Source organism: Streptomyces sp. NPDC015346 (genome assembly GCF_043078785.1).
Taxonomy (GTDB): domain Bacteria; phylum Actinomycetota; class Actinomycetes; order Streptomycetales; family Streptomycetaceae; genus Streptomyces.
The window spans coordinates 619,212-645,745 of sequence record NZ_JBIBTW010000002.1; the positions used below are offsets into that span (position 1 = coordinate 619,212).

22 protein-coding genes are annotated in these 26,534 nt (G+C 71.7%); 5 read left to right on the top strand and 17 right to left on the bottom strand.

Features of this window, described 5'->3' with window-relative positions:
- Window positions 1-77 precede the first annotated feature (77 nt).
- Window positions 78-2,873, top strand: a complete 2,796-nt coding sequence (locus tag ACF06X_RS08755) for a SpoIIE family protein phosphatase (RefSeq protein WP_392286496.1) — start codon at window positions 78-80, stop codon at window positions 2,871-2,873.
- Between the two features lie 22 nt (window positions 2,874-2,895).
- On the opposite strand, the gene ACF06X_RS08760 is transcribed toward ACF06X_RS08755, so the two are convergent.
- The 4 genes from ACF06X_RS08760 to ACF06X_RS08775 all read right to left on the bottom strand — a co-directional run bounded on the left by ACF06X_RS08760 (window position 2,896) and on the right by ACF06X_RS08775 (window position 9,347).
- Entirely contained in the window at window positions 2,896-4,956 is a 2,061-nt protein-coding gene (locus ACF06X_RS08760; RefSeq protein WP_392286497.1) for a SpoIIE family protein phosphatase, read from the bottom strand.
- Window positions 4,957-5,131: 175 nt separating this feature from the next.
- Window positions 5,132-5,674 carry a hypothetical protein gene (locus tag ACF06X_RS08765; protein WP_392286498.1) on the bottom strand — a complete coding sequence of 181 codons (543 nt, stop codon included), beginning with the start codon at window positions 5,672-5,674 and terminating at the stop codon, window positions 5,132-5,134.
- A gap of 34 nt (window positions 5,675-5,708) precedes the next feature.
- Entirely contained in the window at window positions 5,709-8,576 is a 2,868-nt protein-coding gene (locus ACF06X_RS08770; protein WP_392286499.1) for a DNRLRE domain-containing protein, read from the bottom strand.
- Between the two features lie 210 nt (window positions 8,577-8,786).
- Entirely contained in the window at window positions 8,787-9,347 is a 561-nt protein-coding gene (locus ACF06X_RS08775) for a DM13 domain-containing protein (protein WP_392286500.1), read from the bottom strand.
- Between the two features lie 200 nt (window positions 9,348-9,547).
- Between ACF06X_RS08775 and ACF06X_RS08780 the strand changes: the two genes are divergently transcribed.
- Both ACF06X_RS08780 and ACF06X_RS08785 read left to right on the top strand, forming a co-directional pair.
- On the top strand, window positions 9,548-10,147 hold the full coding sequence (locus ACF06X_RS08780; protein ID WP_392286501.1) for an isochorismatase family protein: 600 nt from the start codon (window positions 9,548-9,550) through the stop codon (window positions 10,145-10,147).
- A 10-nt stretch (window positions 10,148-10,157) separates the two neighbouring features.
- A complete protein-coding gene (locus ACF06X_RS08785; RefSeq protein WP_392286502.1) occupies window positions 10,158-11,066 on the top strand; it encodes a GlxA family transcriptional regulator in 909 nt (302 codons plus the stop codon).
- Window positions 11,067-11,157: 91 nt separating this feature from the next.
- Here ACF06X_RS08785 and ACF06X_RS08790 read toward each other — a convergent pair whose 3' ends face one another.
- The 3 genes from ACF06X_RS08790 to ACF06X_RS08800 form a co-directional block, all read right to left on the bottom strand.
- Window positions 11,158-11,394 carry a hypothetical protein gene (locus ACF06X_RS08790; RefSeq protein WP_392286503.1) on the bottom strand — a complete coding sequence of 79 codons (237 nt, stop codon included), beginning with the start codon at window positions 11,392-11,394 and terminating at the stop codon, window positions 11,158-11,160.
- A 91-nt stretch (window positions 11,395-11,485) separates the two neighbouring features.
- Window positions 11,486-11,695, bottom strand: a complete 210-nt coding sequence (locus ACF06X_RS08795; protein ID WP_392286504.1) for a hypothetical protein — start codon at window positions 11,693-11,695, stop codon at window positions 11,486-11,488.
- Window positions 11,696-12,268: 573 nt separating this feature from the next.
- Entirely contained in the window at window positions 12,269-13,159 is an 891-nt protein-coding gene (locus ACF06X_RS08800) for a LysR family transcriptional regulator (RefSeq protein WP_392286505.1), read from the bottom strand.
- Between the two features lie 76 nt (window positions 13,160-13,235).
- On the opposite strand from ACF06X_RS08800, the gene ACF06X_RS08805 reads away from it, so the two are divergent.
- Window positions 13,236-13,979 (top strand): hypothetical protein, encoded by a 744-nt coding sequence (locus tag ACF06X_RS08805; protein ID WP_392286506.1) that lies wholly within the window; start codon window positions 13,236-13,238, stop codon window positions 13,977-13,979.
- A gap of 88 nt (window positions 13,980-14,067) precedes the next feature.
- Here ACF06X_RS08805 and ACF06X_RS08810 read toward each other — a convergent pair whose 3' ends face one another.
- The 4 genes from ACF06X_RS08810 to ACF06X_RS08825 all read right to left on the bottom strand — a co-directional run bounded on the left by ACF06X_RS08810 (window position 14,068) and on the right by ACF06X_RS08825 (window position 17,526).
- Window positions 14,068-14,481, bottom strand: coding sequence for a hypothetical protein (locus ACF06X_RS08810; protein WP_392286507.1), 414 nt, complete (start codon window positions 14,479-14,481; stop codon window positions 14,068-14,070).
- 142 nt (window positions 14,482-14,623) lie between these two features.
- The gene (locus ACF06X_RS08815) at window positions 14,624-15,142 is read right to left on the bottom strand and encodes an O-acetyl-ADP-ribose deacetylase (RefSeq protein WP_392286508.1); all 519 of its coding nucleotides are present in this window, start codon (window positions 15,140-15,142) and stop codon (window positions 14,624-14,626) included.
- Between the two features lie 63 nt (window positions 15,143-15,205).
- On the bottom strand, window positions 15,206-16,627 hold the full coding sequence (locus ACF06X_RS08820) for a phytoene desaturase family protein (protein ID WP_392286509.1): 1,422 nt from the start codon (window positions 16,625-16,627) through the stop codon (window positions 15,206-15,208).
- 62 nt (window positions 16,628-16,689) lie between these two features.
- A complete protein-coding gene (locus ACF06X_RS08825; RefSeq protein ID WP_392286510.1) occupies window positions 16,690-17,526 on the bottom strand; it encodes an inositol monophosphatase family protein in 837 nt (278 codons plus the stop codon).
- A gap of 112 nt (window positions 17,527-17,638) precedes the next feature.
- Between ACF06X_RS08825 and ACF06X_RS08830 the strand changes: the two genes are divergently transcribed.
- Window positions 17,639-18,712: a biotin/lipoate A/B protein ligase family protein gene (locus tag ACF06X_RS08830; protein WP_392286511.1), complete on the top strand. Its 1,074-nt coding sequence runs from the start codon at window positions 17,639-17,641 to the stop codon at window positions 18,710-18,712.
- A 41-nt stretch (window positions 18,713-18,753) separates the two neighbouring features.
- Here ACF06X_RS08830 and ACF06X_RS08835 read toward each other — a convergent pair whose 3' ends face one another.
- The 6 genes from ACF06X_RS08835 to ACF06X_RS08860 all read right to left on the bottom strand — a co-directional run bounded on the left by ACF06X_RS08835 (window position 18,754) and on the right by ACF06X_RS08860 (window position 26,412).
- Window positions 18,754-20,163 (bottom strand): amidase, encoded by a 1,410-nt coding sequence (locus ACF06X_RS08835; RefSeq protein WP_392286512.1) that lies wholly within the window; start codon window positions 20,161-20,163, stop codon window positions 18,754-18,756.
- A 65-nt stretch (window positions 20,164-20,228) separates the two neighbouring features.
- A complete protein-coding gene (locus ACF06X_RS08840) occupies window positions 20,229-21,743 on the bottom strand; it encodes an NCS1 family nucleobase:cation symporter-1 (protein ID WP_392286513.1) in 1,515 nt (504 codons plus the stop codon).
- Window positions 21,744-21,845: 102 nt separating this feature from the next.
- The gene (locus ACF06X_RS08845) at window positions 21,846-22,847 is read right to left on the bottom strand and encodes a TIGR03842 family LLM class F420-dependent oxidoreductase (protein ID WP_392286514.1); all 1,002 of its coding nucleotides are present in this window, start codon (window positions 22,845-22,847) and stop codon (window positions 21,846-21,848) included.
- 11 nt (window positions 22,848-22,858) lie between these two features.
- The gene (hydA, locus tag ACF06X_RS08850) at window positions 22,859-24,262 is read right to left on the bottom strand and encodes a dihydropyrimidinase (protein ID WP_392286515.1); all 1,404 of its coding nucleotides are present in this window, start codon (window positions 24,260-24,262) and stop codon (window positions 22,859-22,861) included.
- A gap of 30 nt (window positions 24,263-24,292) precedes the next feature.
- Entirely contained in the window at window positions 24,293-25,573 is a 1,281-nt protein-coding gene (locus ACF06X_RS08855; RefSeq protein ID WP_392286516.1) for an aspartate aminotransferase family protein, read from the bottom strand.
- Window positions 25,570-26,412: a nitrilase-related carbon-nitrogen hydrolase gene (locus tag ACF06X_RS08860; protein ID WP_392286517.1), complete on the bottom strand. Its 843-nt coding sequence runs from the start codon at window positions 26,410-26,412 to the stop codon at window positions 25,570-25,572. The genes ACF06X_RS08855 and ACF06X_RS08860 overlap by 4 nt, the downstream gene beginning before the upstream one ends.
- Between the last annotated feature and the right edge of the window lie 122 nt (window positions 26,413-26,534).

A 26,534-nucleotide genomic window follows, 5' to 3' on the forward strand; every position in this document is an offset into this window, starting at 1 on the left:
TACCCGTCGGCGAAGCGAGGATGTGAACGGGTGACAGCCGAATCCGTGACGACAGCCGAATCGCAGAGAAGCACGCCATGACCGGACGCCTCGGCCGGCCCAAGGGCCTGGGTCTTGGACTGCGCAGCGTCGCCGGTCAGGTCTTCGCGCTGCAGGCGGTCATCGTGGTGCTGCTCGTCACCGTGGGCGCGCTCGCCCTCATCCTGCAGACCCGTTACGACAGCGAGCGCGAGGCGCGCAACCGTTCGCTCGCGGCGGCGGAGGCCTTCGCCCACGCTCCGGGACTCGTCGACGCCCTCAAGACCCCCGATCCGACCGCCGTGCTCCAGCAGCGGGCCGAGTCGGCCCGGCAGGCCGCCGGGCTCGACTTCCTCGCGGTGATGACCCCCGACGGGATCCGCTACACCGACTCGCGGCCGGAACTGATCGGCGAGCGCGCCACCGGCGACATCGCCCGGGCCCGGGCGGGCGAGTCCTTCACCGAGATCTTCACCGGGGAGCCGACGGACGCGGTCCGGGCCATCGTCCCGGTACGGACGGAGGACGGCGACATCGTCGGCCTGGTCGGTACCGGCATCGAGATCGAGAACGTCGGCAATGTGGTCGAGGGTCAGCTGCCGCTGCTGCTCGGCACCGCGGCCGCCGCCCTGCTGCTCGCCGTGGGCGGCGCCGCGCTGGTGAGCCGGCGGCTGCGGCGGCAGACCCACGGCCTGGGCCCGCTGGAGATGACCCGGATCAACGAGCACCACGAGGCGGTCCTGCACGCGGTCCGCGAGGGCGTGCTCATCATCGACGCGGACCGCCGGCTGCTGCTCGCCAACGACGAGGCGCGGCGCCTGCTCGACCTCCCCGCCGACGCGGAGCAGCGCCACGTCACCGAGCTCGGCCTCGACCCCGGTACCGCCGCGCTGCTCGCCTCCGGGCGGACCGCGACGGACGAGGTGCACCGGGCGGGCGACCGGCTGCTCGCCGTCAACGTACGCCCCACCGAGCCGTACCGGGGCCGCCCCACCGGGACCGTGATGACGCTGCGGGACACGACCGAGCTCGCCACGCTGACCGGCAGGGCGGCGATCACCAGGGGCCGGCTGCAACTGCTGTACGAGGCGGGGGTACGGATCGGGACCACCCTGGACGTCGTCCGCACCGCCGAGGAGCTGACCGAGGTCGCCGTCCCGCGGTTCGCCGACTTCGTGACGGTGGAGCTGCTCACACCGGTGCTGCGGGGCGAGGAGCCGTCGGGCGCGTACACCGAGATGCGCCGCACGGCGCTGAGCGGCACCCGCGACGACCATCCGCTCCAGCCGGTCGGGGACGCCATCCGGTGCGTGGTGCCGACCACCCCGATGGCCAGGGCGCTCGACGGTGGTCACGCCGTACGGGTGACGGACCTGCACACCGCCGAGGGGTGGCGGGCCCAGGACCCCGAGGGCGCCGCGGCGGCCCTGGCGTACGGATTCCACTCCCTGCTCGCGGTGCCGTTGCTGGCCCGGGGGGTCGTCCTGGGCATGGCCAACTTCTGGCGGGCCGACACCCCGGAGCCGTTCGGGGAGGACGATCTCTCCTTCGCGGAGGAGCTGACGGCGCGGGCGGCGGTCTCCATCGACAACGCCCGCCGGTTCACCCGCGAGCACACGATGGCGGTGACGCTCCAGCGCAGCCTGCTGCCCCGGGTCCTGCCGGAGCTGTCCGCCGTCGACGTCGCCTTCCGCTATCTGCCCGCGAAGGCGGGGGTGGGCGGGGACTGGTTCGACGTCATCCCGCTGCCGGGGGCCCGGGTGGCGCTGGTGGTCGGCGATGTCGTCGGGCACGGGCTGCACGCCGCCGCGACGATGGGCCGGCTGCGCACGGCGGTGCACAACTTCTCCACCCTCGACCTGCCGCCGGACGAACTGCTGGGCCATCTCGACGAGCTGATCGACCGGATCGACCGGCCCGAGGCGGGTGACGGAGACAGGGACTGGGACGGGGACGGGGACGGCGGGAGCGAGGCGGACGTGGTCGAGGGCGAGGGGTTCCAGCCCCGTGACCGCATGACCGGGGCGACCTGCCTGTACGTCATCTACGACCCGGCGGACGGCCGCTGCACCCTCGCCCGCGCCGGGCACCCCGGCCCGGCGCTCGTGCACCCCGACGGCCGGGTCGAGTTCCCCGAGGTGCCCGCCGGACTGCCCCTCGGGGTGGGCGGCATGCCCTTCGAGTCCACGGAGCTGCGTCTGGCGGAGGGCACCCGCCTCGTCCTGTTCACCGACGGTCTCGTCGAGGACCGCGACCGGGACTTCGACACGGGGCTGGGGCTGCTGGGCGAGGCGCTGGCCCGGCCCGGGCGCAGCCCGGAGCAGGCCTGCGCCGACGTCCTGACCGCGCTGCTCGTGCCGGCGCCGGACGACGACATCGCCCTGCTGGTCGCCGACACGCGGCGCCTGGAGTCCGACCGGATCGCGCAGTGGGACGTGCCCGCCGATCCGTCCGCCGTGGCCCGGGTGCGCAACGCGGGCGCGGCGCAGCTCGCGGCCTGGAAGCTGGACGACATCGCGTTCACGGCCGAACTGATCCTCAGTGAGCTGATCACCAACGCCATCCGGTACGGCGCCGAGCCGATCCGGGTCCGGCTGCTGCGCGACCGCCGGCTCATCTGCGAGATCTCCGACGGCAGCAGCACGGCTCCGCACCTGCGGTACGCCGCGACCACGGACGAGGGCGGCCGTGGGCTGTTCCTCGTCGCGCAGTTCGCCGAGCGCTGGGGCACCCGCTACACGGAGCGCGGCAAGGTCATCTGGGCGGAGCTTCCGCTGACCACGGGGGCCGGCTCGGAGGCGGCCGTGAACGGCCTCGCACCGGACCTGGACGCGCTGGAGAACCTCGCCTGGTGACCCCGCCGGGGCCGGAGGCCGGTCAGGTGAGTGACGTACGGGCCAGGAGGACGGCCACGTCGTCCCCCGGCGCACGGGGCAGCAGCTGTTCGAGGATGTCGTCGCAGAGCTGGCTCAGCGGCCGTTCGATGTGGAGCAGCGCCTGGGCGAGCTGGTCCATGCCCTCGTCGAGGTCGCGGTCCCGCGCCTCGATGAGACCGTCGGTGTAGAGCACGAGCAGGCTGCCCGGCGGCAGCCGCAGCTCCTCGGTGCGGAAGTCCTGCCCGCCGGTGCCGAGCGGGGTGCCGGGCGGGCCCTCGAGGAAGGTGATGGTGCCGTCGGCGGTGGCCACGGCCGGTGGCGGGTGGCCGGCCCGGGCGATGAGCACGCGGTCGGTGGCCGGGTCGTGGACCGCGTAGACGCAGGTCGCCATCTCGTCCTCGCCGAGGTCGGCGACGACGGCGTCGAGGGAGCGGAGCAGCTCCGCGGGCGGTACCCCGTGCCGGGCGAGGGTCCGTACCGCCGTACGCAGCTGACCCATGACGGCCGCCGCGTGGATGCCGTGGCCCATGACGTCGCCGATGACGAGCCCGGTGCGGCCCTCGGGCAGGGCGATGACGTCGAACCAGTCGCCGCCGACGTCGTGGTCGCTCGCGGGGAGGTAGCGGCCGGTGAGTTCGAGGCCGTGGACCTTGGGCAGGGCGCTGTTGGTCAGGCTCCGCTGCAGGGTGAGGGCGGCCTCGCGCTGGGTGGTGTAGAGGCGGGCGTTGTCGATGTTGAGGGCCGCGCGGGCCACCAGTTCGTCGACGAGGACGGTGTCCTGCTCGTCGAAGGGTTCGCGGTCGCGGGAGCGGGTGACGGCGACCGCGCCGAGCACCTTGCCCCGGGCGACGAGCGGGACCATGCGCGCCGAGCCGATGCTGGAGGCGAGGTACGCCCGCAGCGCGTCGGCGCGCGGATCGGGGAAGAGGGCCGGGATGTCGGCCTGGTAGAGGTTCATCGGCCGGCCCTCGGTGATGACCTGTTCGTACACCGTGCCGAGCGGGATCTGGAAGGTCTGGCCCGCGGCGAGCAGCGCGGTGGGCGCGGACGGGTCGGGGAACGCGGCGGCGAGCCGGCGGAGCAGGCCGTGGGTGGAGGCGCCGGCCTCGTCGGGTTCGAGGACCGCTTCGAGCATCTGCACGTCGGCCGAGTCGGCGAGTTGCGGTACGAGGACCTGGACGACCTCCTCGGCGGTCTGCCGCAGGTCCAGGGTGGTCCCGATGCGGGTGCCCGCCTCGGCGAGCAGGGCGAAGCGGCGGCGGGCCCGTTCGGCCTCGACCAGCGCCCGCTGTCCCTCGGTGATGTCGATGAGGGAGGCGATCAGGCCGAGCCGGCGGCCCGATCCGTCGAGCAGAGGGGCGTAGGAGCAGGACCAGGTGCGGTCGTGGTCGGGGTCGGCCGGGGTCCGGCCGGTGCGGCGCACGTCGACGACGGCCTCGCCGCGCTCCAGGACCTGCCGCATGGTGGCTTCGAGGGCCACGGCGTTGACACCGGGGACGACCTCGGTGAGCCGCTTGCCGAGGTGCTCGTCGGCCGAGACGCCGTTCATCCGGGCCAGTGCGTCGTTGACGCGGAGGAACCGCAGGTCGGGGCCGAGGGTGGCGAGGCCGATGGGCGACTGGGTGAAGAGGCTCTGGAGGGCGGCGAGCGAGTCCCGCATGCGCAGGACCTCGGAGGTCTCGACGGCGATGAGCATGGCGCCGGGCCGGCCGCGCGGGTCGACGTCGGGGACGATCCACATCTCCATCGTCACGTCGTGGCCGTCGCGGTGGCGTACGGGCAGGGTGCCGACGACGGTCTCGCCCGACTGGACGCGTCGCGTCAGCTGGTCGGCGAGTTCCCGGTTGCCCTCGGGGGCGAGTACGGGTGTGGCGAGGCGGCCGAGCAGCTCCTCGGGGCGGTAGCCGAGCAGGTCCTGTGCGGCGAGCGACCACTCGACGACTCGTCCTTCGGTGTCCTCCCGCCACAGGGCGATCGGCAGCAGTTCGCGCAGCACACCCGCGTAGCCGACGGCGGCCGGCGGTCGCTCCGGCGTTTCGCTCGGCGACTGAAAAGTGTCCAACGCATCGACCTAACACCGGAGGGTGTCTTTCCTACCCAATCACCCTAGCCGAGCGGCCGATGCCGGGCGCAGCGTGCGCGGCCGTTCGATTCGGGGCGCCGACGTGCGCGGAGGTGCGCGGAGGTGGCCCGCCCTCTCGGACGGGCCACCTCCGCACCGGCGTAACGGGTCTTGCTCAGCCGCGCTGGACCTTGAAGGCGCACCACGCGGTCCAGGCCGAGACCGTGTTGCCGTCCTTGACGCGCATGCGCCAGCGGTAGTCGCCGTCGGTCAGCTTTCCTTCGGGCAGCTGGTAGGCGGCGTCGTGGCTCGTGTCGCTGGTGAGCTGCTTGCGCAGGACCTCGGCGCCCGCGAGGGTGTCGACTTCGAAGACGACCTTGCGTCGCGGACCGGGCTCGGTGGTCTCGACCGTTCCGGGCGGGGCGACCGACTCCAGAGTGGCGGCGAGGGTCGGCGAGCCGCTGGTGACGAGCGGATCGCCCTGGGGGCTGCCGCAGATCTGGAAGCCCGCGTAGGCGCTGTTGGAGATGCGGGGCACTTCCGGGGTGGGGAGCAGCAGGTCGTCGGGGTCGCCGTCGGCGGCGGTGGCCGCGGGGTCCGCCGAGGCGGCGGCGATGGCGAGGGGTGCGGCGACGGCGCCGGCGGCGAGGGCCGCGACCAGTGCCACCACCGCGCGCCCGGTGCCCTTGCGGGTCCTGGCCGTGGTCCTGTTACGCACACGCATGACTGTGTCTCTCTTCCTCATGGCCCGGCTACTTCACGTAGAGCGTGTGGTCGGGGTTCGGGGCCTGGATCTGGGTGCACTGGTAGGAGGTCCAGCGGTGTTCGGCGACGAGGCGCTTGCCGACCTCCTGGCAGCCGGCGAGGTTGTGCAGGTCCTCGTACTTGGTCCAACTGGCGGCGGCGTTGGGCTTCAGACGGTTCGCCGAGGTGTACGCGGCGGCGTTGGCGCCCGCGCTGACACCGTCGGTGCCGTCGAAGCGGTAGTGCACGCCGAGCCAGACACGCCCCACGGCGTTCTCCGTGGCCGCGGCCGAGATCGTGGAGTAGGTGCGGGTCACGCCGAGGGCGTTGGGGTCCTCGGTGGTGGCCGTCCAGGTGATCTGGTCGGTGCCGAACCAGTCCTGCGTGACCTTGGCCCAGGCTCCGCCGAAGGTGGCGTGGCCGGATATGTAGGCGGGGAACGCGGGGCTGAAGTGGTTGCCGTTGCGGTCCTGGGACAGCGGCTGCCAGTTCGGGTCCCCCGTGGTGTTCGCGTTGCCGTCACCGTCGAGGCGGATGGCGCTCTCGGGACGCCACAGGTCGATGTCGGTCTGGTACTTCATGTCCCAGGCGACGACGGCGGCGTCCGCCATGGCGAAGGCGGTGAGGGCGAAGAGCTTCGCGTTGCCGGCGACGGTCAGCCCGTGCTGGCGGGAGAGGATCTGGGTGTGGTCGAAGAGCTGGCCCGGCGGCTTGTAGGTGCCGTCCAGGTCGTTGGCCCAGAACAGGGCGGCCTTCGTCTGGTCCGCCGTGCGGGTGGTGGAGTCCGCGCGCCCCAGGCTCTTCACGTCGTTGACCTGGTCGGCGTACACCTGGCTGGGCAGCAGGCTGCTCATCTGCGTGTGGCCGCCGGGTCCTGCGGGCCGGAACTGCGTGCTGGAGGTCATGCCGAAGGGCTTGACCTTGCCCCACTCGGGCGTGGCACCGTCGCCGGTCCCGGTCGGACGCCAGTACCCGGGGGTGGTGCTGCCGGTGTACGGGGCGGCGGTCGCCGAACCGTCGTTCTGCCGCGCGGCGATCATCGCGGCCGCGGCCTTCTGACCGACCTCCGTGCCCGCGGCGCGCTGGGCGGAGGTGACGGCGGCGGGGATGGTCGAGCGGGCGGTCGCGATCTCGTCGTCGAAGTTGTGTCCGGGGAAGACGGACCTGAGGACGTCGAACGCCGCGTGATCGATGGCGCTGTTCACGTCGGGTACGGACCCGTTGGTCGCCGTGGCCTTCACCAGATAGGCGGCGCCGAGGCACTTGGTGGCCCCTTCGGCGCAGCGGGCGGAGTTGGCGGCGTCGTAGATGGCGCCGTGCATCATGGCGCCGGCGCGGGCGAGCGGTCCGGGGGCTCCGCCGGCCTGGCGGTAGGTCTCCAGCAGGACGTCGTTCCAGTAGACGACGTGGTCCTTGACGGGGTCCGCGGGCGTCTCGTAGGTGACGAGGATCGACGGCGCCTGCGGCGCGTCGGAGGAGGCGAAGATCTTGAACGCCTTGTAGTCGGTCTCGTCGGTGGCGCGCAGGCCGACGGTGTCGACCGTGCGGCTGGTCCGGGACCACTGCTTGACCAGCGGGGTGATGTCCTCCGAGATCCAGCGCGTGCCGCAGTTGGTGTGCCCGTGCGTCTGCGTCGAGGTGGTGACCTTCGAACGCCAGGCGGGCTGGCTGCCCCAGGTGGTGGCGGTGGAGGCGGTGCCGGTGTCCCAGATCTCCCAGGAGCGTGCCTCGCAGGAGTCGGACCAGGTGGCGTACAGGTTGAGCTCGGCGTTGAGGACGTCCTGCCCGGTCACGGAGGCGTGGCGCGGGAAGTTGATGAAGGAGCGCGCCTCGCCCTTCTGCCACTCGCGGCCCACGCGCAGGTCGACGCCGCCGGAGAAGTCGGCGGTGTCGCCGTTGCGGACGAAGGTGTCGAAGTTCGTGCCGAAGTAGACCGCCGGGTCGATCGTGACGGGGTACTTCGTGTCCTTGTCGGCGAGGAAGTCCTTGTCCGCCTTGACGGTGAGGTCGAAGCCCTCGGTGCGCTGGACGACGTCGAGGTCGACGCGGGCGCGGTGAGCGCCTTCCACGCCGGCCCGGCCGGCGGAGGCGTCCCACATGAACGGCGTCGGGGAGTGCCCCACCGTCCTGCCGGTCTTCGCGTCGGTGAGGGTGAGGGTCTCGTCGGCCTTCTGGGTGACCTTCAGCCCCTTGGCGTGCACCGGCAGGGTGAAGGTCGCGGCGCGTTCGGCCGCTGCCCGGTCCTTGACCACGAGGTACTGCTCGAAGCCGGTACGGGTCGCCTCGACGACCAGGTCCGTGGCGGGCATGACATTGGCGTACGTGGCCTTCGAACCGTCCAGGACGGGCTCGGGGAGGCTGCCCTTCCAGCCGAGGGACACCGCCTGCGCGCCACGCCCCAGGGTGACGAGGTCGCTGCCCGCCGCCGCCGTACGGCCGGCGAGCTTGAGGCCACGGGGGTGGGCCTTGGAGCGGATCGAACCGTCGGGGTTCTTGACGAGGGAGGTGTCGACCGCGACCCAGGCGCCGTTCTCGCGGTACCGCACGGGGCCCGCGAACGACTCGACCGACATGGTGCCGTCGGGGTTCGCCCACAGCGTGGTGTTCTCGGTGCGGGCGCCGAGGACCTCGATGCGCCGGCCCTGCGCCTGGGCGGTGAGGCGAGCGTTCGTCTCCTCGCGGTCCAGGGCGGTACCGAAGGTGCCCGTTCGGGCGGAGGAGGCAGGGGAAGGAGGGGCGTCTGCCGCCGTGGCGAGGGGGGCCATCGTCAAGGCGGCGCCGGTCTCGGCGAGGAGTATCAGGGCGAGGGGCAGCGCGAGGCGCCGCACCTTGCGGGGCCGCGCCGGCCCGTGGGACCGGTCGGTGGATCTATGCACGCTTTCGACTCCTTGTGATCAAGAGTGGGGAACGCGCGCATGCTTCCAATGATCCACTTCCGCTGTCCATGGCGTTTCTCGCGGGCGGAGAGTGATCATCATGACTCCGGAACGGGGAACTCCGGTCGTGGGCGGCGAAGGGCGTCAACCGTCGGCGTACCCGAGTGGGAGGCGACGGTCGACGCCCTGTTCGAAGAGGGAAGGGCCTCTTCAGACTCGGGTCAACTCCGCAGCGCCGAAGGAGACGTTGAAACGGTCGCACCAGATGCTGACGCTCGTGTAGGCGCTCCAGTCGACTCCGGCGGGCAGCGCGTAGTTCTGGTCGCCCTTGTTGCCCTTGAGCTTGCCGAGGCTGACGTACTTGCCGTCGTCGAAGACGTGCCAGCCGGCCTGACCCTCCTTCACCGGCGCGTCGGTGAGCCAGACGTGCAGATCAGGACCATTGCTGGTGTCGAGGCCCTCCAGGCGCAGCGTGTGCGATCCGTCCTCGAGCCGTACGAGCTTCACGGACCCGCTGGTGGTGTGCTCGTGGCTGATCAGCGTGCCCGTGGCCAGTGCCCGCGGTCCGGCGGGAGGGGCCGAGGCGGTGGCGGTCCCCTCAGGCGCGGTGGGATGCGTCGTCGGCGTCGCCACTGCCGACGGCAGCTCCTCGTGCACCGTCTCGTCGGACCAGAGGGTCCAGGGCTTGAACCACACGAGCCCGAAGGCGATCACGGCCAGTACGACGACCGAGACTCCGGCCACGAGCTTCTTGTTCCATGCGCGTCCCATCGGGCGTGCCCCCTTCATGTATGAACTGCTCTCGGCCCATTCAACGGGGTACCACAGGCCCCTCGGCGCCCGGGGCCGGTTACGGAATCCTGACCGCCGTCGACCGTTCCGACTGCCCGATCTCCCGCTGACCGGATCGGTCCGCTGCCGGACCCGATGCGGACTGGCGCCGCCCCGCCCGGCGGCTCAGGCTTGGGGACATGACCCGAGCACTGATCGTCATCGATGTCCAGGAGTCCTTCCGCGCCCGTCCGCTCTGGACGACCACCTCCGACCTGAAGATCGCCGACAAGGTGAACCGACTGGTCCGGCTCTCCCGCCAGGCCGGGGAACTGGTGGTGTGGGTCCTCCACTCCGAGCCTGGCACCGGCGACGTCTTCGACCCGGCCCTCGGCCACGTCCGGCTGATGGAGGAGCTGGAACGAGCGGACGGCGAGCCGCTGATCCACAAGACCTCGCACAACGCCTTCACCACCACCAACCTGCAACAGCTCCTCACCGAGCGCGGCATCCGCGAACTCACCGTCTGCGGCATCCGCACCGAGCAGTGCGTGGAGACCACCACCCGCGTCGCCGCCGACCTCGGCTACCAGGTCACCTTCGTCGTCGACGCGACCGCGACCAATCCCATTCCGCACCGCGACGCTCCCGCCGACCAGAGCGTCGCCGAGCTGCTGGCCGACCCGCGCACGCTGCCCGCCGAAGAGGTCATCAGGCGCACCGAGTACGCCCTCGCCGGACGCTTCGCCACCATCGCGACGGTCGACGAGCTGGAGGCCGCGGCAGGACGTCAGGCATGATGACCGAATCGTGAGTCACATCGTCTTCTTCCTGGTGCCCGGAGTCCACTTGCTGGACCTGGCCGGCCCCGCGCAGGTCTTCTCCACGGCCGCCGACTTCGGGCACCCCTACACCCTCTCGTACGTCGCCGAGCAGCCGCAGGTCTCCACCGCCCAGGGGCTGCCGCTGGTGGCCGGACTCGACTGGCCCGAGCTCGGGCCCGAGGATCTGATCGTGGTGCCCGGCTGGCGGACAGACACCCTGGCCGACGCCCCGGCCATCGGCGACGCCTCCCTGCGGGTCCTCCGGGACCACCACGCCAGGGGCGGGACCGTGGCCAGCGTCTGCGCCGGAGCCGAGGCGCTCGGCCGGGCCGGCCTGCTTGACGGCCGCCGCTGCACCACCCACCACGACGTGCAGGACGAGCTGGCCCTGCGCCACCCGAGGGCGGTGGTCGTCCGCGACGTCCTGTTCACCGCCGACGACCGGGTGATCACCTCGGCCGGCATCGCCAGCGGCATCGACCTGGCCCTGCACCTGGTCGCGACCCGGCACGGCCCGGCCGTCGCCGCCCAGGTGGCCCGGGACATGGTCGTCTACGCTCGCCGCAACGGCCATGAGCCGCAGTCCAGCGCGATGCTCCGGCACCGCTCCCACCTCGACGACACCGTGCACCGCGCCCAGGACCTCATCGACGCCCGCTTCGACCAGTCGCTCCCGCTGCCCACCCTGGCCTCGGCCGTCGGCGTGAGCGAACGCACCCTGACCCGCCTCTTCAGCCGCGCCACCGGGCTCACCCCCCTGCGCTACCAGCAGACCCTCCGCCTCGAACGCGCCCAACACTTGATCAGCCACGGCGCGACGATCGACGCCGCCGCCCGCTCAGTCGGTTTCGAGGACCCCCGCATGCTGCGCCGCCTCCGCGCCCGCACATCCTGACCGCGTCGTGCGGACGCGGCCCCATACAGACGCCGCCGGCAGGTGTTCGCCCAGGTCACCAGCGGAAGGCGGTGCACCGCCCGGCCTGCCGCTAGGACTCCCCGAACTGCTCCAGCGCCGTACTGACGACGTATTCCGCCTCGCGGCCGGCGTGCGACATGCCGGGCACGAGGAAATCAGTGCCCTCTTCCCCCGGCTCGGCATCGTTTTGCAGACGCTTCCTCCACTCCGCGGCCAGTTGCTCCTGCCGGTGGACGGGCTCCCGCTCCACACGGGCCCGGCTTTCCGGTGAAAGTGCCTCAAGGAAGTCTTGACGAGGGTGTTCCATGACACCGATCTTCCGTGATTCTCAGCCGCTCCGCCCGGTGCCCCACCGTCATGTGCGGAGCGGCGCTCTTGTCGTAGCGCTGTTCAGGGCGTCAGGGCTTGTTGGCGAGGGCTCCCAGGTACTGGTTCACCTGTTCCAGCCGCGCGTCCATACTTCCCGTCCTCTCAGCCACTGCCGCCAGCTCCTCCCGCACCGCGAGCAACGCCAGGGCCACCGCCCTGGTGGCAGGATCAGAAACCTCCTCCAGGGCCGACCGAGCTGCTTCCGCCGCCGACACGGGGTGGGATGCCTCGTCCGCCATTGCCACGCCTCCTGCCTGGCCGACCGTCGGCCCCTACCTGTACATGTGCCCCCTGCCCGGCCTCTGACCCCCGCCGGCGGCCGCCCTCTTGACCTTCCCCTGCCGCGGGAAGCTGTACACAGTGTGCCTACGGGCCCGGCGGCTTCTGCGACTTCCTCCACCTCTACCACCCCACGCACCCACCCAGTGGACCGACCTCACCGGCCCCATGCCGTCCACCATCCGCGCACAGCTTGAGGAGGAACGGGAGAAGGGCACCTATCCCGTGCCCATCGACCCCGAGCAGCTCTTCCCTATGGCGGTCACCGCCAACGGCGAGTACCTCTTCTGGAACATGCGCCCGCCCCACGAGCCCGACCGCTGGACCCTCGCCGCGAACGAAGCCCGCGGCCCCGAGTGGTACACCTACGACGGCGGCCTCGCCGACTTCCTCACCGCCCTCCTGTCGGGTCGCGAATCCGTCCCCCTCTTCCCCGACGACCAGCGACATCCGCACCTTCGGGGTCGGCGCCGAGTACCGCGACGCGGAACAGCTCCATGCCCTGTTCGTACTCTTGGGCGAGGAGGGCTCAGTCAGTCGGTGGGTGACGTGAGGGCTGTTGCGAGGAGCGCGGGTGGGCCGTCCAGTGCGTTGCTGTGGAGGATCTCCGTGCGGTGCACCAGTCGTGGTTCGGAGACGGGGACCGCGTTGACGCCCGGCATGCCGTCGATCGTGGACCGGGGCAGCACGGCGAGTCCGTGTCCCGCGGCGGTGAGGGCGAGGAGTCCGCGCACGTCGGTTCCCTCGTAGTGCAAGGAGGCGCGATAGCCGTCGGTTCCGCTCGCGGTACGCACGTGGGCGAGGGGGATGGCGGTGTCCGGTGCGTCGATCCATCGGGCGTCGGCGAGGTCGACCAGACGCAGGCCGGCCCGGCCGGCCAGCGGGTGCCGGGCGGGCAGCGCGACGGACAGCGGTTGCTCGGTGATGTTCGTCGCCGTGAGTGGGCCGACGTCGGGGAGGTCGAGTGGGTCGTTGGGAGCGGCCATGCCGTCGATCAGGCCCACGTCCACGGCTGTGGTCGCGACGTCGCGGATGACGGCCTCGCGGCCGAGGACACGCACCGTCACCTCCCAACGCGGCTGCCTCTGGCGCATGTCGGCGAGCGTGCTGGTGAGTTGTGGCGTCATGGCCAGTGGTGACGCGCCGATGACGATGCGGGCGGCAGGCGCCGCGGTCAGGCGGGCGATGTCCGCGCGGGCAGCGTCCAGCCGCAGCAGCAGGGGCCCGGCGTGCTCCAGCAGCCGGACGCCGACCCCGGTCGGAGAGACCGGACGCCGCTGCAACAGGACTGCTCCGAGGTCGCTTTCGAGCGCGGCGATGTGCTGGGACACCGCCGACTGGGTGTAGCCCAGTGTGCGGGCCGCCTCGGAGAAGGAGCCGCAGCGTGCCACGGCCACGAACGTGCGGAGAAGGTGCGGATCCATGTCCATCAGTATCGCTAATGGAAAGGTCACAGATCATCGTTGGTGCTCAACTCGTCTGCCCGGGCAGCATGTCCGTATGCCCGAGCCTTTGAGTACGTTCACTGCCCGTGTCGCGCTGGTGGGCGACCGCTCGCCCAGCGTGCGGGCCCACGCCCGTATCCCCGGTCTTCTCGACGCACTGGCCCATCGCGACCAGCTGATTCTGGACGCGTACTGGATCCCGACCCAGGACGCGGAAACCCCCGACGCGCTCCACGGATTCGACGCCATCTGGTTGGTGCCCGGCAGCCCGTATCGCAGCGAAGCCGGGGCGATCCGGGCGGTCGGCACCGCCCGCGAGCAAGGGATCCCGTTTCTGGGCACCTGTGCCGGCTTCCAGCACGCGCTCCTGGAGTTCGCGCGCGAGGTGTGCGGGCTCCGCGACGTCGACCACGGGGAGAACCGACCGGAGGCGGACGACTTGCTGATCGTCCCACTGGCATGCTCCCTGGTCGGCCACCAAGGCGTGGTCAAGGTAGAAGCAGGATCGTTGGTGGAGCGCGTCCTGGGAGCTGAGCGGACTGTCGAGCGGTACCACTGCTCGTATGGCCTCAGCCCGGCCTATCTGGATGTGCTGCGTGCGTACGGCCTTCGCTTCAGCGGCGTCGACGAGGCGGGCGACGTGCGCATCGCCGAGCTGCCGGACCATCCGTTCTTCCTCGCCACCTTGTTCCAGCCCGAACTCGCGGGAGACGGCGCCCGGCCCCACCCGATCATCCGGGCGATGGCCGCAGCAGCGGTCGACCATGCCGCCAAGCGCTCTTCGCCGACGCTCACCTGAGGCTGAGGCTGAGGCCGAGGCCGAGTCTGAGGCCGAGGGCCCCCACCGCCGGACGCCCAAGCGCACACCGCGCCGCGAGGCCCCCGTTTCAGCGGGGGTCGCCGTACGAGGCCTCTTCCATGGCCGCCAGGAGCAGCTGGAACTCACCGTCGTCCACCGCCTGAGTCACCTTGCCGAGCTGTACGGGGCACCGGCTCACGAGGGACGCGGCGAACTCCAGGACGGCTGCCTGGCTCCTGGAGGCCTGCCGGGACCAGCCCGGGGTCTGCAGGAGGTGGCCGACGCCGTCCCAGTCGAGCGTCGGATACCGGCCGGAGAGGTCGATCAGCGGATGGTCGACCGCGGCCGCGAGTTCCTGGTCGTCGGTCAGGCGCCGTAGCCAGTAGCCGTCGCTGTGAGCCCCCAGCAACTTCGTCGCCGCCCGCATCGGCTCATTCACCACCCCTTCCAGCAGGCTGTCGGCGAGCTCCTGTCCCTTCGTGCCGCCACTGACCACCGTCACCGGCATCTCCATTCATCGGGAAGCGAGGCCGCCATGAGGCGGCGGCGAACGACCCCACTGTGCGCGGCAGCCCCGCCGGCCTGTGACAAACACGCCGGACCATCCACCGCCAGACCGAATGAATGCTCCACCAGGCCGGTGGTCAGCTGATCTGCTGGGCGAACGCCTCGTAGGCCGACTCGTCGAAGAGGACGAACCTCACCTCTTCCACCGCCGTCTCGGCGCCACGCACCGCTTCGACCGCGATACGGGCGGCATCGCCGATCGGCCACCCGTACGCCCCGGTCGAGATGGCCGGGAAGGCGACGGTCCGGGCGCCGAGCTCGTCTGCGACCCGGAGCGATTCGTGGTAGCAGGAGGCCAGCAGCTCGGAGCGGTCCTCGTCGCGGGACCAGACGGGGCCGACGGTGTGGACGACCCAGCGGGCGGGCAGGCGGCCCGCCGTGGTGGCGACGGCGTGGCCGGTGGGCAGGCCGCCGCCGTAGTGGCCGGCGCGGAGGGCGCGGCACTCCGCGAGGATCTCCGGGCCGCCCCGGCGGTGGATCGCGCCGTCGACTCCGCCCCCGCCGAGCAGCGAGGAGTTCGCCGCGTTCACGATCGCGTCGACGTGCTGCTCCGTGATGTCTCCGAGGACGAGCGTGATCTTCGTGGAGTGCGCCATACGGCCATCATGTCCCGGTCGGGGCCTCGGCCGCGCCCCGTTTGTGCGGCGGGCAGCACATGGTCAGCCGCGTGTCGCGCGCAGCCGGCGCCACACCGCCTTGGCCGCGTTGTGGCCGGACATGCCGTGCACGCCCGGGCCCGGCGGGGTCGCGGAGGAGCAGAGGAAGACGGCTGGATGCGGGGTGTTGTACGGGAAGAGGGAGAGCCTGGGGCGCAGGAGGAGCTGCAGGCCGCGGGCGGCGCCGCAGGCGATGTCGCCGCCCACGTAGTTGGCGTTGCGGGCGGCGAGTTCGCGCGGCCCGGCGGTGGCGCGGGCCAGGACGCGGTCGCGGAAGCCAGGCGCGAACCGCTCGATCTGGCGCTCGATCGCCTCGGTGAGATCGCCGTCCCAGCCGTTCGGGACGTGGCCGTACGCCCAGAAGACGTGCTTGCCCTCGGGGGCGCGGCCCGGGTCGACGAGGCTGGGCTGGGCGGTGATGAGGAAGGGTGTCCGGGGCGCCGTCCCGGAGGACGCCTGGTTCAGGGCTGCGCCGATCTCGCCGCTGGTGGGACCGATCTGAACGGTGCCGGCGTGGCGCGGTGCCTCCGCCGTCCACGGCACCGGGCCGTCGAGCGCATAGTCGATCTTGAAGGCGCTCGCTCCGTAGCGGTAGTGGTCGTAGTACCCGCCGAAGCCCGCGATGCGGGCGAGGGCGGTGGGCGAGGTGTCGAAGACGTAGGCGCGGGCGGGCGGCAGGTCGTCGAGCCGCTTCACCTCGTAGTCGGTGTGGACCGCGCCGCCGAAGTCCTTCAGGTACGCGGCGAGGGCGTCGGAGATGGACTGGGAGCCGCCCCTGGGCAGCGGCCAGCCGCGTTCGTGCGCGGCCAGGGCGAAGACGAGGCCGACCGCCGAGGTGGCGAACCCGCCCAGCGGGGCGATGACATGGCCGACGAGCCCGGCGAACAAGGCGCGCGCCCTCTCGTCCCGGAAGCGGCGCGTCAGCCAGGTCGAGGGCGGCAGCCCGTCGATGCCGAACCGGGCGAGGGTAAAGGGGTCGCGGGGCAGCGCGGTGCTCGGCAGCGACATGAAGTCCCGTACCAGCGTGTCCCATCGGCCGAGGTACGGGGCGACGAGGCGCCGGTACGTGCCGGCGTCACGCGGTCCGAAGGAGGCGGCGGTCTCGGCGACGGAGCGGGAGAGCACGGCGGCGCTGCCGTCGTCGAAGGGGTGGGCCATGGGCAGGCGGGGGTGCAGCCACTCGAGGCCGTACCGGTCCAGCGGCATCGTCGCGAAGGCGGGCGAGCCGACGCCGAGCGGATGCACGGCGGAGCAGGGGTCGTGGCGGAAGCCGGGGAGGGTGAGCTCCTCGGTCCTGGCCCCGCCGCCGACTGTCTCCCGGGCCTCGAACACGGCGACGGAGAAGCCTCGCCGGGCGAGCTCCACCGCGGCGGTCAGGCCGTTGGGTCCCGCCCCCACGACGACGGCATCGAGCATCGACGGCACTTCGGACTCCTTCGTCAGCCGATGGCCAGGGTGGCCAGGATATTCCCGCCGTCCACCGGCGTTCACCGCCCCCGCAGCAGTGTCCTGATCCGGTCGGCGGTGGCCCGGTCGCGTGCCGCGGTGAACGGCAGCGCGTTGCCTCCGGTGATACGGAACGGTTCGCCGGCGATCGTCGTGTGGGCGCCGCCCGCCTCGGTCACCAGGAGCAGCCCGGCCGCGTGGTCCCAGGCGTACTCCCAGGAGAAGGCGGTGGCGTCGACGAGTCCCCGGGCCACGTCGAGATACTCCAGGCCGGCCGAGCCGCAGGGGCGGGCGTGGACGCCTTCGGTGTCGAGGCCGAGCAGGGCGCGCTTCTGGTCGGGGGTGGTGTAGTCGGGGTGGGAGGCGGCGACCTCCAGGACGGCCCGGGGCGAGGGTGAACCCGACCGTATCGGCTGTCCGTTGAGCGTCGCACCGCGGCCGCGGACCGCGACGGCCAGCTGGTCGAGGGCGGGTGCGTACGTCCAGGAGGCCAGCAGCTCGCCTCGCTGCGCGAGCGCGACGAGGGTGCAGAAGCCGGCCTCTCCGCGCACGAACTGGCGGGTGCCGTCGACCGGGTCCACGATCCAGACCGGCGCGTCGCCCTTGAGTGCTTCGTAGACCCCGGGGTCGGCGTGCACGGCCTCCTCGCCGACGACCACGGACCCGGGGAGCAGCGCAGTGAGGGACCGGGTGAGATGGGCCTCGGCGGCCTGGTCGGCGACCGTCACCAGGTCGTGCGGCCCGTTCTTCTCGACGATCTCGTGCGCGGCGAGCTGCCGGAACCTCGGCATGATCTCGGCGGCGGCGGCCTTGCGGATCGCCTCCTCCACCTCGGTCGTACCACCGGCGAGGACGTGGGCAAGGAAGTCATCGATCATGTGTCCAGCTAAGCACGGTGGACTGACAAGCGGAGTACCGCGTCCGTCACCGTCCGTTTCCCCGGGCAGTACGCTGTGGCCGGGTTCACCCCTTACGGGGAAGGGAGATGCCGTGCACGGCGAGTACAAGATCCCGGGCGGCAAGCTGGTGACCGTCGATCTCGACGCGGAGGACGGTGTCCTGCGGAACGTCCGGGTCGCGGGCGACTTCTTCCTCGAACCGGACGAGGCGATCCTCGCCGTCGACCGCGCCCTGGAGGGCGCGCCGGCCGACACCGACGCCTCGGGACTCGCGGCCCGGATCGACGCGGCGCTTCCGCCGGGCACGGAGATGTTCGGCCTCACCACGGAGGGCATCGGGGTCGCCGTTCGCCGTGCCCTGGCCCATGCCACCGACTGGACGGACTACGACTGGCAGCTGATCCACGAGCCGCCCCGGTCGCCCGCGCTCCACATGGCCCTGGACGAGGTCCTGACGGCCGAGGTGGCGGCGGGCCGCCGGCCGCCGACCCTGCGGGTCTGGGAGTGGGGCGCACCGGCCGTGGTCATCGGCAGCTTCCAGTCCCTGCGCAACGAGGTGGACGCGGAGGCGGCCGCGCGCCACGGCATCGAGGTGGTCCGCCGGATCAGCGGCGGCGGCGCGATGTTCATCGAGCCCGGCAACACCATCACGTACTCGCTCTCGGTCCCCGGCGACCTGGTCCGGGGGCTCTCCTTCACCGACAGCTACGCCTATCTCGACGACTGGGTCCTCGGCGCGCTGGGCGACATGGGGATCAGGGCCTGGTACCAGCCGCTCAACGACATCGCCACGGAGGCCGGCAAGATCGCGGGCGCGGCGCAGAAGCGGATGGTGGGGGTCGGGGGCGAGGGTGGCGGTGGGGGTGCGGTCCTGCACCACGTGACGATGGCGTACGACATCGACGCCGAAAAGATGACCGAGGTGCTGCGGATCGGCCGCGAGAAGCTCTCCGACAAGGGCACCAGGAGCGCGAAGAAGCGGGTGGACCCGCTGCGCCGCCAGACGGGCCTGCCGCGCGAGGCGGTGATCGAGCGGATGATCGAGTCCTTCCGAAGCCGATACGGCCTGAGCGAGGGCCGGGTCACGGATGAGGAGACGGCGGCGGCCGAGAAGCTGGCGACGGCCAAGTTCGGAACCCGCGAGTGGACGGCCCGGGTGCCGTAGGACACGCCGAGGCTCGCACGCTCGCCTCACGCGTGTGTCCCTCAGGCGGGCGCGGGCGAGGGCGGGTGGTGGTCGAACCAGCGGCGGGTGTCCTCGAGTTGGGCGGCGAGGGAGATCAGCAGCGGCTCGCTTCCGGCGGGTCCGAGGAGCTGGGCTCCGACCGGAAGTCCGTCCGGGGTGAACCCGGCGGGCACGTTCACGCCCGGCCAGCCGAGCACGTTCCACGGCCAGGCGTAGGGGCAGGCGGCCGCCATCGTCAGATCGGTCCGCCAGGCCGGCATCGCGTCGAAGGCCCCGATCCGGGGTGGCGGCGCCGCCGTCGTCGGGGTGAGCACGACGTCGTACGTGTCGAACAGCCCGCCGATCCTGCGGTGTTGGTGGACCTCGCGGGCGCGGGCGGCCCGCAGGAGGCGGCCGCCGAGACGCCGTCCGGTGCGGGTGGCGCCGCGGGTGCGCGGGTCGAGCAGGGTGGGGTCGGGGTGCCGGTCGGCGTACTCGGCGATCCCGGCTGTCGCGCGGGGCAGGAAGCTCAGCCCGATGAGGCCGTAGCGGGGACGGGCCTCGTCCACGGTGTGTCCGAGGCCGGCGAGGGCTTCGGCGAGGTCGGTGACGGCCAGGGCAATCCCCGCGTCGAGCGGGTTGCGGGTGGCCGTGAAGGGAGGCCGCCACGCGAGGGCGATCCGCAGCCGTCCGGGCTCCCGGCGGGCGGCGGCCGAGGCGTCCACGGCGGTCGGCTGGAACCGGTCGCCCGCGTGCGGCCCGGCGACCGCGTCGAGGAGCAGCGCGGCGTCGCCGACGGTCCGGGCGAGCGGCCCGTTGACGGTGAGCCCCTGGAAACAGTCGTCGTAGGGGTGGACGGAGACCCGGCCGCGCTGTGGCTTGATGCCGACGAGGTGCGTCCAGGCGGCCGGTATCCGGATGGATCCGGCGCCGTCGGAGCCGAGCGCGGCGGGCACGAGTCCGGCGGCGACGGCCGCGGCGGACCCACCGGAGGAGCCGCCCGGGGTGTGGCCGGTGTTCCAGGGGTTGCGGGTGGCGCCGAAGGCGGGGCCCTCGGTGAACGGCCACTGGCCCAGCTCGCAGGAGTTGGTCTTGCCGACGATCACGGCTCCGGCGGCGCGCAGCCGGCGCACGGCCTCGCCGTCCTCCGTCGCGTCCGGGATGTCACCGGCGCAGCCGAAGCGGGTGGGCAGGCCGGCGACGTCGGTGTCGTCCTTGACCGCGATCGGCACGCCGAGCAGCGGCAGCTTCTCCCCCGCGGCGAGTCTGCGGTCGGCCTCGGCCGCCTCGGCGAGGGCGGCCTCGGGCCGGGTGCAGCGGAAGGCGTTGAGGGTGGGCTGGGTGGCCTCGATCCGTGCGAGCGCGGCCTGGACGAGGGCCGTCGAGGTGACGGCCCCCGCCCTCAACTCCCGTACGTTCTCAGCCAGTCCGGTGTACTCGGTCGCGGTCACGGCAGCCCCCTCGTCTCTTCGGCTGCCGGAACCCTACTGGAGCGTAACCTCGCTGTCAGTTCACTTCAGCCCACTTCAGTTCCCTGGAGAGTTCGGTTTCGTCCCGCACTCATGAGCCCGGTGTAGAGCAGCAGGGACGCCGCAAGACCGACGGCCCACCCGTAGTCCGCGAGCGGCCTGAGGAAGGGGATGAGGCCGTCCGCCGGGAAGGGGCCCTTCCCGGGGGCCGAGTGCGAGCCGCCGATCGCCAGGACACCGCCGACGGCGAAGGCGAGGAAGGCGACCGGGTTCCAGCCGCCCCGGTACCAGTAGGGGCCGCCCGCCCGGTAGAGGCCGGCCAGGTCGAGGACGGTCCGGCGGACGATCCAGTAGTCGGCGATGAGGATGCCCGCGACCGTACCGAGAAGTCCGCCGACGAGCCCGAGCCAGGTGAAGATGTACAGCTCCGGCGTCTCGGTCAGCTTCCACGGCATGATCAGGACACCGACGACACCCGTGATCAGCGCCCCTGTACGGAAGTTGACGAGCTTCGGCGCGAGGTTGGCGAGGTCGTACGCCGGTGAGACCACGTTCGCCGCGATGTTCACCGAGATCGTGGCGACCAGCACGGTGACCAGGGCGAAGAGGAGCCCGAAGACGTTGTCGGTCTTCGCGGCGAGCGCGACCGGGTCCCAGACGGGCGCTCCGTACACCGCCTGCGAGCCGGAGGTGACGAAGACGGAGAGCAGCGCGAACAGCGTCATCGTCGTCGGCAGGCCGAGGGTCTGGCCCCAGATCTGCGCCCGCTGGCCAACCCCGAACCGGGTGAAGTCCGGGATGTTGAGGCTCAGGGTCGACCAGAAGGCGATCATTCCCATCAGCGACGGGAAGAACACCGGCCAGAACTCCGCGCCCCAGCCCAGCTTCGAGGGCTGGTCGAGGAGCGGTCCGAACCCGCCCGCCTTCACCGCGATCCAGACCAGCAGCACGAGCGCGCCGACGATGACGAAGGGCGCGGCCCAGTTCTCGAAGCGGCGCAGCGCCTCCATCCCCCGGTAGATGATGGCGAGTTCGAGGATCCAGAAGAGGACGAAGCACAGCCAGAGCGTCCACGGCTGGCCGCCCACCACGGCGGCCTCGGCCCAGCCGCCGAAGACCTTGTCGAGCAGGATGAAGATCCCCTGGCCGCCGATCCAGGTCTGGATGCCGAACCAGGCGCACGCGACACCGGCGCGGATCAGGGCGGGAAGGTTGGCGCCGCGCAGCCCGAACGAGGCGCGGGCGAGGACGGGGAAGGGGATGCCGTACTTGGGGCCCGCGTGCCCGGTCAGCAGCATCGGCAGGAGCACGATCACATTGGCGAGGGCGATCGTGAGGACCGCCTGCTTCCAGTCCATGCCGAGGGCGACGAGTCCGGAGGCGAGCAGCCAGGAGGGGATGTTGTGGGCCATGCCGACCCAGAGCGCGGCGAAGTTGTACGTCGTCCAGCGGCGCTGTTCGACGGGGACGGGCAGCAGGTCGTCGTTGACGAACCGGGGGTCTTCCGGGACCGTGCCGGGCGGGAGTTCGACACGGCCCTCGGGTATGGCGGTGGAGGTCATGGCGGCGTGCCCCTTCTCTTCGTCGTACGGAGCGCCCGTCAGGCGTCGCGCGCGTCAGGACTCGCGCGCGTCGGGTGTCGCCTGCGTCAGGTGTCGCGCGCGTCAGGCGTTGATCGCCCGGATGATCCGCTCGCCGTAGGCGTCGATCGTCGCCTCCCTGGCGTCGTGCATGGCGTACACGGCGAACTGGTCCACGCCCAGCTCCCGTAGCCTCCGCAGCTTCTGAATGTGGGCCTCGGCCGGCCCGAGCAGGCAGAAGCGGTCGACGATCTCGTCGGGGACGAAGTCGGTGGAGGGGTTGTCGGCCCGGCCGTGGTGGCTGTAGTCGTAGCCCTGCCGGTTCTTGATGTACGCGGTCAGCTCCTCCGGCACCATCTCCGAGTGCTCGCCGTACTTGGCGACCAGGTCGGCGACGTGGTTGCCGACCATGCCGCCGAACCAGCGGCACTGCTCGCGGGCGTGGGCCAGGTCGTCCCCCACGTAGGCCGGGGCGGCGACGCAGACGGTGATCGCGTCGGGGTCGCGGCCCGCGTCGGCGGCGGCCCGGCGGACGGCCTTGACCATCCACTCGGTGAGGAAGGGGTCGGCGAGCTGGAGGATGAATCCGTCCGCCTTCTGTCCGGCGAGCGCCAGCGCCTTCGGCCCGTACGCCGCCATCCAGACGGGCAGCTTCCCGTCCTTGATCCACGGGATGCGGATCGGGTTGCCGTCGACGACCGCCTCCCGGCCCTCGGCGAGGTCGCGGATGACGTCGATGGCCTCGCCGAGCCGGGCCAGGGTGTTGGGCCTGCGGCCGGCGACGCGCATGGCGGAGTCGCCGCGGCCGATGCCGCACACGGTCCGGTTGCCGAACATGTCGTTGAGGGTGGCGAAGGTGGAGGCGGTCACCTCCCAGGTGCGCGTGCCCGGGTTGGTGACCATGGGGCCGACGCGCAGCTTCGTGGTGTGTTCGAGGATCTGGCTGTAGATGACGAAGGGTTCCTGCCACAGCACGGCGGAGTCGAAGGTCCAGCCGTAGCGGAAGCCGTTGCGCTCCGCCCGGCGCATCAGGCCGACGACCTGCGAGGCGGGCGGATCGGTCTGCAGGACGAGTCCGAAGTCCAAGGAGCAGCCTCCTAGTTCAGGTACTGACAGGTGGAGCGGGGGACGAAGACGCCGTGGCCGGTGCGGCCCACGAACGTCCTGTGGTCGATGACGGTCTCGCCGCGCGAGAGGACCGTCTCGACCTGGCCGGTGACCGTCTTCCCCTCGTACGCCGAGTAGTCGACGTTCATGTGGTGCGTCTCGGCCGACAGCGTCTGTGTCGCGTGCGGGTCGTAGATGACGATGTCGGCGTCCGCGCCCGGCGCGATCGTGCCCTTCTGCGGGTAGAGGCCGAACATCCGGGCCGGGGTCGCGCAGGCGATCTCGATCCAGCGGCGGCGGGTGATCCGCCCCTCCACCACCGCCTGGTGGAGGAGGTCCATGCGGTTCTCGACGCCCGGCAGGCCGTTGGGGATCTTGGAGAAGTCGCCGCGGCCCAGCTCCTTCTGCCCCTTGAAACAGAACGGGCAGTGGTCCGTGGACACCACCTGGAGGTCATTGGTCCGCAGGCCCCGCCAGAGCGCCTCCTGGTGCTCGCGGGGCCGCAGCGGCGTCGAGCAGACGTACTTGGCGCCCTCGAAGCCGGGCTCGGCGAGGTTGTCGGTGGAGAGGAAGAGGTACTGCGGGCAGGTCTCGCCGAAGACGTTGAGCCCCATGTCGCGGGCCGCCGCCAGCTCGCGGACCGCCTCCTCCGCGGAGACGTGGACGACGTAGAGGGGCGCCCCGGCCACCCGGGCGAGCTGGATGGCCCGGTGGGTGGCCTCGGCCTCCAGCAGGACCTTGCGTACCTCACCGTGGTGGCGCGGGTCGGTCTCGCCGCGGGCCAGGGCCTGTTCGACCAGGACGTCGATCGCGATGCCGTTCTCGGCGTGCATCATGACGAGCCCGCCGTTGTGCGCCGCGCGCTGCATCGCGCGCAGGATCCGGCCGTCGTCGCTGTAGAAGACGCCGGGGTACGCCATGAAGAGCTTGAAGGAGGAGATGCCCTCCTCCACCAGCTTGTCCAGCTCGCCGAGGCTCTGCTCGTTGACGTCCGAGAGGATCATGTGGAAGCCGTAGTCGACGGCGCACTTGCCGTCGGCCTTGGCGTACCAGGTGTCGAGCCCTTCGCGCAGGGAGTGGCCGACGCTCTGCACGGCGAAGTCGACGATGGTGGTGGTGCCGCCCCAGGCGGCGGCCCGGGTGCCGGTCTCGAAGGTGTCGGAGGCGGCGGTGCCGCCGAACGGCAGCTCCATGTGGGTGTGCGCGTCGACCCCGCCCGGGATGACGTACCGGCCGGTGGCGTCGATGGTGCGATCGGCGGTCCAGCGGGCGGCGGCGTCGGAGCCGTGGGCGGCGAGCGCGGCGATCCGGCCGTCCTCGATCAGGACGTCGGCGTGGAGCTCGTCGGCGGCGGTGACGACCAGGCCGCCGCGGATGAGGGTACGGGTGCTCACGGGCTGCTCCCCTGAGTCGGCGTGGATGGACTACAGGTCTCTGAGCGCCTGTTCGAGGATCGCGGCGCCCTCTTCGGCCTCGGCGACGGTGAGCGAGAGCGGCGGCGCGATGCGCAGGGAGGAGGTGTTGTGGCCGCCTCCCTTGCCGATGAGCAGTCCGTTCTCGCGGGCGGCCTCAAGGACCGCGGCTGCCGCCGCCGGATCGGCCTGGTCCGTGCCCGGTACGGTCAGCTCGATGCCGATCATCAGGCCGCGGCCGCGGACCTCCCGTACCGCCTCGACGCCGGCTCCGACGGCGCGCAGCCGTTCGAGCAGCAGGCCGCCGACGCGGCGGGCGTTGCCCTGGAGGTCGTGCTCCAGGAGGTACCCGAGGTTGGCCAGGCCGGCCGCCATGGTGACCGGCGAACCGCCGAAGGTGGAGATGGAGTTGGCGTCCAGGCAGTTCATGATCTCGGCGCGGGCGACGACGCCGCCGACGGACATGCCGTTGCCGATGCCCTTGGCGAAGGTGAGGATGTCGGGCGGTCCGGCCTGGTCGTGCGCCTGCCAGCCCCAGAAGTGGTCGCCGGTGCGGCCCCAGCCGGTCTGCACCTCGTCGGTGATCCACAGGATGCCGTGGCGGTCCAGGACGCGGCGGAAGGCGGCGTAGAGCCCGTCGGGCGGGGAGGTGAAGCCGCCGACGCCCTGGATGGGTTCGGCGATGAGCGCGGCGACGTCGCGGGTGTGGCCGAGGAGGTCCTCGAGGTCGGCGACGCAGGCGTCGATGAACCGCTCGTCGCTGTACTGCGCGTAGGGGCCGCGGGTGCGGACGCCGCCGTGCACGTACAGGGTCTGCAGCGGGGAGAGGCTGGTGGGCGACCAGGAGCGGTTGCCGGTGATGCCGACGGTGGAGAAGGAGCGGCCGTGGTAGCTGTTGCGCATCGCCAGGATCTGGTTCGAACGGCGGTACGCGGTGGCCAGGAGCAGGGCCGTGTCGTTGGCCTCGGTGCCGGAGGTCGTGAAGAAGACGCGGGCGTCGGGGATGCCGGAGAGCGTGGCGACGCGCTCGGCGAGCTCGACCATGGGGCGGTTGAGGTAGAGCGTCGAGGAGTGGATGATCCGGCCGGCCTGCTCGGCGACGGCCTTGGTGACCTCGGGCACGGCGTGGGCGGTCATGGTGGTGAGGATGCCGCCGAAGAAGTCGAGGTACCTGCGGCCCTCGGCGTCCCAGACGTGGCGGCCCTCGCCGTGGGTGATCTCGATGGGGTCCTGGTAGTAGAGGGCGACCCAGTCGGGGATGACGGCCTTGTGCCGGTCGTACAGGCTGGTCACGGCCGCACCAGCCCGTCGTACGCGTCGGGGCGCCGGTCGCGGTAGAAGGCCCACTGCTGCCGGACCTGCTCGATGAGGCCGAAGTCGAGGTCGCGGACGAGGAGTTCCTCGGTCTTGTCGGAGGCGACGTCGCCGACGAACTGGCCGCGCGGGTCGACGAAGTAGCTGGTGCCGTAGAAGTCGTTGTCGCCGTACTCCTCCACGCCGACGCGGTTGATGGCGGCGATGAAGTACTCGTTGGCGACGGCGGCGGCGGGCTGTTCCAGCTGCCAGAGGTGGGAGGAGAGGCCGCGGTGGGTGGCGGACGGGTTGTAGACCAACTGCGCGCCGTTGAGGCCGAGTTGGCGCCAGCCCTCCGGGAAGTGGCGGTCGTAGCAGATGTAGACCCCGACCTTGCCGACGGCCGTCTGGAAGACCGGCCAGCCCATGTTGCCCGGGCGGAAGTAGTACTTCTCCCAGAAGCCCTTGACCTGGGGGATGTGGTGCTTGCGGTACTTGCCGAGATAGGAGCCGTCGGCGTCGATGACGGCGGCGGTGTTGTAGTAGAAGCCGGAGTCCTCGATCTCGAAGACGGGGACGACGATCACCATGCCGGTCTCGCGGGCGAGGTCCCGCATCCTGCGCACGGTGGGGCCGTCCGGGACGGGCTCGGCCCAGCGGTAGTGCTCGGGCTCCTGCACCTGGCAGAAGTAGGGGGCGTTGAACACCTCCTGGAACCCGATGACCCGGGCGCCCTGCCGAGCCGCCTCACGGGCGTGTTCCTCATGCTTGGCGATCATGGATTCGCTGTCGCCGGTCCAGGTCGCCTGGACGAGCGCGGCGCGTACGACGTCGGTCATGAGCTGCTCCTTCGGCACGGCGTCAGAGAGCCTCTACGCACGTAGACGCGGTGCGTAGGAGGAGAACGTAAGCCCCGTCACACCCCGGAGCAAGACCACCGCCGTGAACCGCCTGAGTCGAT